10 protein-coding genes are annotated in these 10,959 nt (G+C 37.5%); 3 read left to right on the top strand and 7 right to left on the bottom strand.

What is annotated here, in order from left to right; all coding sequences use genetic code 11:
* The first annotated feature begins 44 nt into the window (after positions 1-44).
* Positions 45-233 (top strand): hypothetical protein, encoded by a 189-nt coding sequence (locus tag K0R93_RS08300; protein WP_330685098.1) that lies wholly within the window; start codon positions 45-47, stop codon positions 231-233.
* Positions 234-354: 121 nt separating this feature from the next.
* Positions 355-1,656 (top strand): DEAD/DEAH box helicase, encoded by a 1,302-nt coding sequence (locus K0R93_RS08295; protein ID WP_300299877.1) that lies wholly within the window; start codon positions 355-357, stop codon positions 1,654-1,656.
* Positions 1,657-1,730: 74 nt separating this feature from the next.
* On the opposite strand, the gene K0R93_RS08290 is transcribed toward K0R93_RS08295, so the two are convergent.
* Together K0R93_RS08290 and K0R93_RS08285 are read right to left on the bottom strand one after the other, a co-directional pair.
* Positions 1,731-3,008: a DEAD/DEAH box helicase gene (locus K0R93_RS08290; RefSeq protein WP_300299875.1), complete on the bottom strand. Its 1,278-nt coding sequence runs from the start codon at positions 3,006-3,008 to the stop codon at positions 1,731-1,733.
* A gap of 166 nt (positions 3,009-3,174) precedes the next feature.
* Entirely contained in the window at positions 3,175-3,372 is a 198-nt protein-coding gene (locus K0R93_RS08285) for a cold-shock protein (RefSeq protein ID WP_300299873.1), read from the bottom strand.
* A 336-nt stretch (positions 3,373-3,708) separates the two neighbouring features.
* On the opposite strand from K0R93_RS08285, the gene K0R93_RS08280 reads away from it, so the two are divergent.
* Complete coding sequence (locus K0R93_RS08280) at positions 3,709-5,199, top strand: DEAD/DEAH box helicase (RefSeq protein WP_300299871.1); 1,491 nt, start codon at positions 3,709-3,711, stop codon at positions 5,197-5,199.
* A 239-nt stretch (positions 5,200-5,438) separates the two neighbouring features.
* Here the strand turns inward: K0R93_RS08280 and K0R93_RS08275 are convergent, their stop codons facing one another.
* From K0R93_RS08275 to K0R93_RS08255, 5 genes are all read right to left on the bottom strand, one after another.
* Positions 5,439-6,752 carry a hypothetical protein gene (locus tag K0R93_RS08275; RefSeq protein ID WP_330685097.1) on the bottom strand — a complete coding sequence of 438 codons (1,314 nt, stop codon included), beginning with the start codon at positions 6,750-6,752 and terminating at the stop codon, positions 5,439-5,441.
* A gap of 236 nt (positions 6,753-6,988) precedes the next feature.
* A complete protein-coding gene (locus K0R93_RS08270; RefSeq protein WP_300299869.1) occupies positions 6,989-8,167 on the bottom strand; it encodes an alpha/beta fold hydrolase in 1,179 nt (392 codons plus the stop codon).
* Positions 8,142-8,726 (bottom strand): TetR/AcrR family transcriptional regulator, encoded by a 585-nt coding sequence (locus K0R93_RS08265; protein ID WP_300299867.1) that lies wholly within the window; start codon positions 8,724-8,726, stop codon positions 8,142-8,144. The genes K0R93_RS08270 and K0R93_RS08265 overlap by 26 nt, the downstream gene beginning before the upstream one ends.
* A 361-nt stretch (positions 8,727-9,087) precedes the next feature.
* Positions 9,088-9,834 carry a Fic family protein gene (locus K0R93_RS08260; protein ID WP_300299865.1) on the bottom strand — a complete coding sequence of 249 codons (747 nt, stop codon included), beginning with the start codon at positions 9,832-9,834 and terminating at the stop codon, positions 9,088-9,090.
* Between the two features lie 255 nt (positions 9,835-10,089).
* Positions 10,090-10,860, bottom strand: a complete 771-nt coding sequence (locus tag K0R93_RS08255) for a DUF6904 family protein (protein ID WP_300299863.1) — start codon at positions 10,858-10,860, stop codon at positions 10,090-10,092.
* Positions 10,861-10,959: the final 99 nt, after the last annotated feature.

Here is a 10,959-nt window from a genome sequence, read left to right as displayed (position 1 = left end):
TTACTCTAATGAAGGGAGCAGCTGTTATATAGCTGATTATATTAATGATGGAGTTACATATCTTTCTTAAGACGCAAACAGAACCGGTAATTTATAGAGGGGACAGGATCGATGTATTAGATTTTGAAATGAACGGAATCAAATATAAGCAAATCAGATATTTCAGAAAAGGCTTCAGCAAAAGTGAACTGGTAGAAGACCAAGGTATAAGCAAGATTGTAAGAAAAGAATAAAGTAAAAGTTCATAGTTTAGTACTATACAGCCAATCTCAATATTCCTCCTCTTCTCATATTTTTCTGATATAATGAAATGACTATATCCAAAATCAAATTTAAATGCGAGGAAAATAAATTATGTCATTTTATAAATTAGGTATCCAGGGTGATCTAGTATACGCTCTCGAAAGTCAAAATATATTTATTCCGACACCGATCCAGTTATTAAGCATTCCACTGGCCTTGGCTGGAAAGGATTTAATTGCTGAAGCGCAAACTGGCACAGGCAAAACACTTGCTTTTCTGCTTCCAATGATCCAAAATATCGATGTTGAAAACAATCATATTCAAGGTCTTGTCATCACTCCAACCCGTGAACTTGCCATCCAAATAACCGATGTTGCTAGACAGTTTGTTGAAATAAGACCGCTTAAAATCCTTGCTGCTTATGGCGGTCAGGACGTCACAGCCCAGCTTCACAAACTCAGTGGCAACGTACAACTAGTCATCGGAACACCTGGACGAATCTTGGATCACTTGAGACGAGGCACGATTAACTTCAGTCAATTAAAAACACTGGTTGTCGACGAAGCCGATCAGATGTTCCATATCGGATTTAAGCGTGAAGTAGATGATATCCTAAGCCACCTGCCCAAGAACAGGCAAACCCTATGCTTTTCTGCCACAATAAGTCATACGGTGGACACGTTTTCAAAAGAATATCTAAATAACCCAAAGCAAGTAAAAGCCCCACAGAAACAAGTGACCCTCGAAAGCATCTCACAATTTGTAGTGGAAACATCCAATAGAAGAAAGTTTAATGATTTCGTCAAGATTTTAAAACAAAACTTTCCCAACAAGGCGATCATTTTCTGTCGGAGCAGGGTGGGTGCTCATACTCTTTATGAAGAAATGCTTGCTGCAGATTTTAATGTAGAAGAACTACATGGTGCCCTGACACAAGCAAAGCGTGAATTTGTCATGACGGCTTTCCGAAACAATGAAATCAAATTCTTAGTTGCAACGGATGTGGCCGCACGAGGACTTGATGTGGAAGGGGTTACTCATGTTTTTAACTATAATTTGCCCGATGAGCCGGAGAGTTACGTACATAGAATCGGTAGAACAGGCCGTGCAGGCCATAGTGGTGTTGTCTACACGCTCCTGACCGATAAAGATTCAAAGAGACTTGAGGCCATCGAAGCATTTATCGACATGAAAATCAAACGAATCCGTGTATCGGAAGATCCAGCCCCACCTGCACAACAATCAAAACCCGGTAACCCTTTAAAAAAGAGCAACCCTATACAAAACAACCAGAAAAGTAAGTCTTCAAGCAAACAAACTTCAGCACAGCAAAATGATCATAGATCCTCTTTACAAAAAAACAAGACAACTAAGAAATCCGGAAATCCGAAAATAAATTCATCAAATAAGTAACAGCCCTATGATACAGGGGGAAAACAAAAGCCAAGTCGTTATGCTAATTGACTTGGCTTTTACCATGGTTTGTATTACATTGAGCTCATATTCGTATAGAGCTTCTTTTTATTTTTCCTAGCAGTACCACTTTGGTGAGTTTTCTTCCCAGGTGTATTTTTTCTAACATCCTTACCTTTAGCTATACAGGAACTGTTTTTTATGGAACTTGAATTACTTATAGGATAGGGATGATCCCCGATTATGGGTATCTCTTTCGATATAGTGTTTTGAATATCCCTGAGGGATTCGCCTTCTTCCTCATCGCAAAAAGAAAGTGCCACACCCGCTGCTCCAGCCCTTCCAGTACGTCCTATTCTATGAACATAAGTTTCAGGCACATCCGGCAAATCAAAGTTTATTACATGAGACAATTCCTCTACATCAATACCCCTTGCAGCTATATCCGTTGCTACCAAAACTCTTATTTTCTTTTCTTTAAAGTTTTTAAGAGCAAGTTGTCTTGCATTTTGCGACTTATTCCCATGAATGGCTTGGGCCTCTATTCCCGCTCTAATCAGAACTCCGGTTATCTTATTTGCACCATGCTTTGTCCGAGAAAACACAAGAACGGATTCAATAGATTGATCCTTTAATAAGTGAATAAGCAAAGATTTCTTGTTTGTTTTTTCAACTAAATAGACTGCCTGCTTAATCGTATCAACAGTCGATGAAACGGGGGTCACTTCTACTTTTACAGGGTTTATGAGAACAGAATCAATTAATTGGGAAACATTCTGGGGCATCGTAGCAGAGAATAACATCGTCTGTCTAGTTTTAGGAAGCTTTGATATAATTCTTTTTACATCCTGTCCAAGACCCATATCCAGCATTCTGTCTGCCTCATCAAGAACAAAATACTTTATATGCTGTAGACTTATAAATTTCTGCTGCATTAAATCTAGAAGTCTACCAGGTGTTGCAATTAAAATATCTACGCCTGCTTTTAATGCATCTGTCTGAGATTTTTGTGAAACACCCCCAAAAATAACAGTACTTTTTAATCCCGTATATCTTCCATATACATTAAAACTTTCTCCAATTTGGATAGCTAACTCTCTCGTTGGCGCTAAAATTAATGCTTTAATCCTTCTCGAGGCCTTTTCGTCTATACTTTGATTATAAAGAAGCTGCAATATTGGTATAGAAAAAGCGGCTGTCTTACCAGTACCCGTCTGAGCACATCCCTCTAAGTCATTTCCTTGAAGTATAACTGGAATAGCCCTTTCCTGTATAAGCGTAGGTCTAACATAACCCTGAATTTCTAAAGCTTTCAAAATAGGTTCAATAATATTTAGATTTTTAAAAATCATTTTTCTCCTTTATAAAAGACTGCCAGATTTTATTCCCTATTTCCTAGGGATAAACTGACGATCCTATCTATTTTTTCTACGTGTTTTTATATGCGTCAAAACTTAATGATAAGCAACTAAAAACCCCTTAAATAGGCTACCTATTCAAGGGGTAAATGTTTACTAATTAAAGAACAGTAATATTTTCTGCTTGAGGTCCTTTAGGTCCTTGAACAACGTCATAAGACACTTTTTGACCTTCTTCAAGAGTTTTGAAACCGCCTGAATTTATTTGAGAAAAATGTGCAAATACATCTTTTCCATCTTCTCCTGTAATAAATCCAAATCCTTTGTCTGCATTAAACCATTTTACTGTACCATTCATATAATGTATACCTCCAAAATTTTATTCTTAAATTCATTGTAATAATCCACTAATAAAATCTCGATATGGCATACTTATACTAAGTACTAATTGAAATATATATTGGCTTCTCATTCATTACTATTCATTTAAGTTCTTATTAAGAATAACATAGTTTCTTACATATAGCAAACTATTTTTAAAATTTATTATTGTATAAGGCTATTCTCTGTTTCTTTTAAAAGAGATATATAACATTCCCGAGTTCTCCCTACGTTACACCTTTTCTCTCGCCCTAGAATAAAGCACAAAAAAATGGTATAATCAAAGCATCATACAATACAAAGGAAGATCTCAATGAAAAATAATTTTAATGACCTAGGTATCATAACCCCTATTTTAAGAGCCCTCGAAGAGATGGATTTTGAGAGCCCTACAGAGGTACAGAGAAAGGCTATCCCTCATATTCTGAATCAGAAAGATCTGATCGTTAAGTCTAAGACTGGTAGTGGTAAAACTGCTGTTTTCGGTATTAGCATGCTCCAAATGACTGATCCTGCAGGACCAGGACCCCAAGGACTCATTCTCACACCGACACGTGAACTGGCAGTCCAAGTAGGCAATGATCTCAAACAGATGTCGAAGTATCTTCATCACAAGATAACCTCTGTGTACGGACAACATAGTATAAATGCTGAAATACAGTCCCTAAATAAAGGGCCTTCTATTGTTACCGGAACACCTGGCAGAGTATACGACCACATTTGTCAAGGAAATCTAGTTACCAAACACATACGGTTTTTGGTATTAGATGAAGCAGACAGGATGTTGGATATGGGCTTTTTAGAACAAGTAGTGAGAATTATAAAAGCTCTCCCTAAAAACAGGGTTACTCTCCTTTTTTCTGCTACTATGCCCCCAGAGATACATAAAATATGCAATGAGTATATGAAGCAACCGGTAAACATAGAAATTGAATCTCCTACAAAAACAGTGGATAGCATTCATCAAGTATATTATCGTGTAAATGGAAATGAAAAGAATACTTGGTTGAATCGCCTGCTTCTGATTGAACAGCCTGATAGCTGTGTGATTTTCTGCAATACACGAATGGCTGTCGATAAAGTTCAGACCTACTTATCACGCAAAGGCTATGCTTGTCAGGCACTGCATGGAGATATCCCCCAGAGCCGACGGTCAAAAACCATACAGCAATTAAAACAGGGAGAATTTCATTTATTGGTGGCTACTGATGTTGCCGCCCGGGGCATTCACATCGATGATTTGTCCTTGGTAATCAACTATGATGTTCCCAATGAAAAGGACAACTATGTCCATAGGATCGGTCGTACCGGCAGAGCCGGAAAAAAAGGCTCTGCAATCACTTTGGTTACAGGTGAAGACATCATGTCCCTCTATGAAATAGAAGAACATATCAGTGCTATGATCACTGAAGCTGAACTGCCTCCTGAAGACGTCTATAAGGCACGCAAAGCCGAAGCCGAAAAATGGTTAGCAGCCAATTCTGTGAAGAGCATGCCCCATCGGACAGATTCGAAACCAAACCCAAAGGTTACTCAAGATAAGCATTCTCAGCCAAGACGATCTCAGCATCATAAAAAATATAATGATCAAGAGACCAGGGTAGATAATCATCATGCAACCCGTGAAGGGGTGCCAAAAAAACAGCAAAATTCAACGAAATCAGTGACCGATTCACAGACTACTAAATCCAAAGAAGTCAATGCAACCCATTCCCAACAAAACACCATGATCGGGAGCACTCAAGATTCTCCAACCAAAAAATCATTTTTTCAGCGTATTCTTCAGCGTATATTTGGCAAGTAATCTCTAGCATATTACGAGCAGGATTTCGCTTTCGTCTCAATTGAGCCTTTCCGTCACCTAACAAAAGCAACGAACACAAAAAGCCGCGAAAATGCGGCTTTTAAACTATCTAGAATTAAATTGGTGGAGGCGTGCGCAGTAGGTGAATACACAACTTCTCATAAAATTTATTGTACCTTGAGAACTTTATATTAATGCGCCAATTTATAAATTTCCCCTTTTCGCAATAGCTTTTTTAGTTATGGTCTCCAGATATGCCAAAGATGATTATTCTGACCTCTTGCAAAGACATCTAGTCTATTACCTCCCCAAGATACGGCTGCAGGCTCTGAGGTTAATTCCCCTCGAAGGGACTGCCAGCCACTCCACCTGGTTCCGTTCCAAGTTCTAAAGATCAACTGATTGTTTTGTCCACGGGCAAAAACTTCCAGTCGATTAGGTGCCGTTGATGCAACCGCCGGTCCTGAGCTTATCACTCCCCCACCTAAGTCTTCCCACTGACTCCAGCTTGAACCATTCCACCATTTATGCCATAGACTATTGTTTTGTCCTCGTCCAAATACGTCAATTCTATTTGGTCCCCATGATACTGCTGCAGGAGCCGAAGTCAGTACTCCACCTAAGTCTTCCCATTGACTCCAGTTTGAACCGTTCCACCACTTATGCCATAAAGCATTATTTCGACCTCTTCCAAATACATCCAAGCGATTTGCTTGCCAGGATGCTACAGCAGGAGATGAAGTTAGTACTCCACCTAAATCTTCCCATTCGCTCCAGCTTGAACCATTCCACCACTTATGCCACAAAGCATTGTTTTGACCTCTTCCAAACACATCAATTCGATTTGACCCCCAGGACACTGCTGCAGGAGATGAAGTTAGTACTCCACCTAAATCTTCCCATTCGCTCCAACTTGAACCGTTCCACCACTTATGCCATAAAGCATTATTTTGGCCTCTTCCAAATGCATCCAATCGGTTAGGCTGCCAGGATGCAACTGCAGGCCCTGATGTTAATACTCCACCAAGATCTTCCCATTGACTCCAGCCCGATGTCGGTCGCTCCTCTATATTTTCCAAGCTAAAGCGGATAATAGCTCTTATAATTTGGTTTATACGGTTGTTCAACACGCCATACCCTCTTAAAATTAAAAAAGTTATTACATTATCACGTTGATACGCATTAAAGATTGCATTTGTTCTCTGTTCAATGTTTCCGGTGTACCTATTTTCGTTCCTTAGCACATAGGTTACAATATTTCTAAAAATATTACGTGTTACAACTCTCTGAACGCCATACCTTTGAAGCTCAGTATAGTAGCTGTTGAGTTCTTGATTAATAAGTGCCATGATTCTATTGATATCCTGCGGCCTTTGGCGCATCATGCCGTCGTGGGCTAGTTCACCATTATCTTCTTCATATAGATTCTCTAGATAATTTGTCGCCATATTACTATAAAACGGACAAACATATCCTGGATTCATAGGATAGACATTAGGCTGACCATATATTGGAATTTGTAAATATGGCCAATTATTATAATATGGATTCATTTATCAACCACTCCTTTAAATAAAACTACTACATGATATGAAACTGCTCTATGGATGGTTAATAAAATACAAATCTAAAGTTAGTCAATTAGTATGGTTATTCTTGACTCACTTCGTTTATCATCAAAATTACATTTGTTTTCATTATGGTTCACCCCTCATAATACTAATTAAAGACAAAATTAAAACCACGATATTTCGGTCGCGGTTTTGAATGTGTAATCACTATGATTTTATTATTCTTTATCAGCAAGCTTGTTTTCTCCCATAAGAACATCCTTCTTAATAATATACATCATTTTATCTGGTTCTTCAAAAATCGGACTATGGGCAGAATTTTCAAAGGTGTAAAACCCTTTTACAGGTGCTTCTAATTGTTGTAAGTAAGCTTTTGTTAAGTCATGATTTACTGTTAAATCGTACGCACCACTGAAAAAATAGACCGGTATCTCAAGCTTTGTTAACCTGGTAGTTAAATCAGTGGCAAAAAGCTGGTCTGCTAATTTTGTCTTTTTTATAAATGTAAATTTTGATGTCCACAGATTAATTTTTTCTCTAAAAGTATATGCCTCGCATAACATGATAGGTAAAACTACATCCTTCTCAAGAGACTTCATGTTGCGCATTGTACCTACGCCAAACTCATGCATTGCCTGATCACGAACAAGGGATTTGAAAAACGGGATAACATATGAATCGTCTTCTAAAATTGGATATTGTCTTAACTTTTCAACCATTTTTGTATTTCCCGCTGCTTTATATTGCTCCATCAAATATTTATAGGCTATCTTTTCTGACTCTGTCTGCTTTGTAATCTGTGAGATACCAATATATGCTTGGTACAGTTCGGGTTCTTTAGCTGCAACCTGGATGGCAAAAAACGTTCCTCCGGAGTGTGCCGCCAGGTATATCCTATCCTGTTCAAACCGTTTGCGCAAATAATTCGTCACTTCAATTGTATCAGATGTAAGCTGTTCCATGGTCATACTGTCCAGTGAAACATCGGAGTTGTAAGAAAGACCTCCACCGCGCTCCTCCCAGTAACAAACCGTAAAATCATCCTCAAGCCCTGTAGGATATTTATCAAAAAGGAAATATTCAGAGAAGCATGGACCTCCATGCACGAAAAGCAAAACCGGATTTCTGCAGTTCTTTCCTCTGATAAACATTCCTTGCTTTACACCACCAATATTGACAAAACCTCTTTCAGATATGCTACCCTCCAGCTCCTTACCGTCTTTATCAAGGAAAGGTTGAAGTTTTCCAGGACTGTAGGCAAGAAATACACTTGCAAGGATTAATGAACTCACAAGTAAAACTGAAAGAATAATTATCATTGCTCTCCCCACCCATCTTACAAATTCTTTTCTAGAAAGTTGCCTGGCACCTTTATTTATTCCAGATAATATCTTCAATCTTCTCTCCCCATTCTTTACTATAATGAACATTCTTCATGGTAGCGATAGAAGCAAGGCCATGGACTGTAGCCCACATGGATATTATCCCATCTTCGATTTTTTCATAAGTCATTCCCATATTCCCCAATATCCGGATCGCATGGGTTTTAAAAAGCTGGTAAGGTGGGAAATTCTTTGTATCATCCCCCTCCAAATCAAGATTTACCTCCATGTAATGTTGGGAAAATATGAAAGTAAAATACTTGGGATTTTCTATAAAGAATAATACATACCGCTTGCCCATTTCAACGAGAAGCCTTGGATCGTTTTGATTCGAGCAGGAGAAAGCTGCTTTCTCCAAAACCTCCATAAATAACCCTATTACATGATCCCTCATAGCTCCCATCAAATCTTCCTTGCTTTTAAAATGAGCGTATGGAGCAGCTTGACTAACACCGCATAATGAAGCGACTTTTCTTAGAGAGAGTTGATTGATTCCCTCCTGATTTATGAGTTCAATACCGGCTTCTATTAGTGAGTTTCTTAAATTCCCATGGTGATATGACTTATTTGCCATTTGAAAACCTCCTCAATCTTTACACTGTTAATATTGTATCACTTAATCTTAACAGCGTAAAGATTATTTATCTTAAAAAAAATTTTGTACTTTAATAAGCTTCATTTAAGCAAATATAATCACAACCAATGTAACCGAATAATAATATATGGGTTGCAAATTTTTAGGAGGATGACATTGTCATCCCCCTAATTGGCTTTACATATTTGCTGAACTAATGAATCCCTTGGTAACATCAGGTCCAGTGTTTTTGGATTTGTTCTAAAGTTTGATTCTGGTAGCCGTGATGACCCTAAACCGTATGCAGTCTAGGCAGGACGAGCAGCTATATTAAGCTGCTAAAGCGTAATTAAAGCAAAGTCTACAGACTAACAATATCTATATATCTTTCTAATGCTTCTTGAACGTACTCCGCTACCATTTGTACAAACGCATTAGCATTCCCATTTAATTCATGATATGAAGTGAAGCAATCATAATATTTACGTCTATCCGCAAATTTTACATTGATAGCAGGGTAACCTTCTTTCATCAATTCCAAGTTTAGTAACAATCTTCCTGTACGCCCGTTTCCGTCAATGAATGGATGAATTGTTTCAAACTTCAGGTGAAATAACGCAGTGCTCTCAATGGGATGTAGATTTTTTTTCATTTCCTCATACTCTAAAACAAGCTGCTCCATTTGAATTGGTACTAAGTAAGGCTGAGGTGGTTCATGAACTGAGCCCATAATTCGAACAGGCACTCGTCTATACACTCCTTTATCCTGAGGCTTATCTATGAGTATGATACTATGAATATCCTTGATTAATTTCTCTGATAGAGGAGTTTTTTGTTTTACAAGTTCTTCTATATAGTAGTAAGCCTCTTTATGACCTATTACTTCCAAATGCTCTTTAAGTGGCTTTTCAGCAATAGTAATACCTTCTTTAATTATTAACGCAGTTTCTTGTAAAGTTAGGGTATTCCCTTCGATAGCATTAGAGTTGTAAGTAAAATCAATTAGAAATTCATCTCTTAACCGCTCAACTTCTCCCTGTGTAAGAGGGCGATAATTGTTTAATGTTGATAATAAAGTGTCTATTTTATCAAATATTTTCGTATTCATCAAATTCCCCTCGTTTCATTCACAATACACTATAATCTTGTTAAAACATTCAACTTCCTTTGTCCCTGATATTTTTGTATTAATATAAATGCTTTTTTATGATCTGTTTATTTTCTTATCTTCTATTCATATGCTTTTCAGATTCTCTTTCTACAAAGGCTTTTGCTGCCTCTAACGTAGCTTTATTGGAATCATTAAACTAAGCATATTTATTAAACTTTAAGAATGCATCAAACCTATTAGACTCTCTATCTTTCACCAAATGAAATCCTCTGGATACTCAATTCCTTTCAGCCGTATATCTCCCTGAGCACATCCATACTCTTTAGCTGCCTCTGCTACTACTTTATTGATTTCATTATGTTCTTTATCATGTGCAAATTCTGCAATCCTCTTTGCGATTGAAGACAGGTTTTTCAGCCGTTTTTCTTTGGTCATATTCATGTATTTTATGTTTAAGACATCGACATACTGCCCACAAATATTTTCAATGCTCAAGTAATCACTATTCATAATCTTCAGCCATCTTACAAAGGTTCCCTCTGTAAGTGTACCTTTTACGCATTTCACGAACTCGCCTTGAAAAGCTCTAATTGTAGCAATTTTATCATCCCAAATTACATTTTTATCAAGTGCTTCTCTATATATGTATTTCGTTTTGGCGAGATCCTTGATTCTTAGCTTTACAAGTTCATTTAGAGCGAGGATCACAAAAAACATCTCTGGGTATAGGCAATTGCATTTGTAATATACATTGCTCTTTGGAGTAATGAGTGCATGCCACTTCATTTTATCTTCTGTCATGTAATTGTTAATAAGCTCAATCTCCCGATCTCCTTGATAGGCATGTCTGACATCGAAGCATAACCCCATGACTCTAGTTGACATTTCAATATAGCCATGATGATTTTCGGAGTATTCATTAATAGTAATTGCATGAAATGCCTCAACTAAATTGTATAAGTCGTGAAAATCACCGCTAATAGTTACACCTGTAAGGTTTTCTGTGTTTTTAATTGAAATCATTGTCCCACTCCTATGTAATAAAAAAATATATATTAGACAAACCTTATTATATTCAACAAAATATTCTTCAACTTTTGTAAGACCAAATTGGAATTCTAA

It is taken from the genome of Anaerosolibacter sp. (assembly GCF_029240175.1).
Lineage (GTDB): Bacteria > Bacillota > Clostridia > Peptostreptococcales > Thermotaleaceae > Anaerosolibacter.
This window is presented reverse-complemented; position numbering and strand designations above follow the sequence as displayed.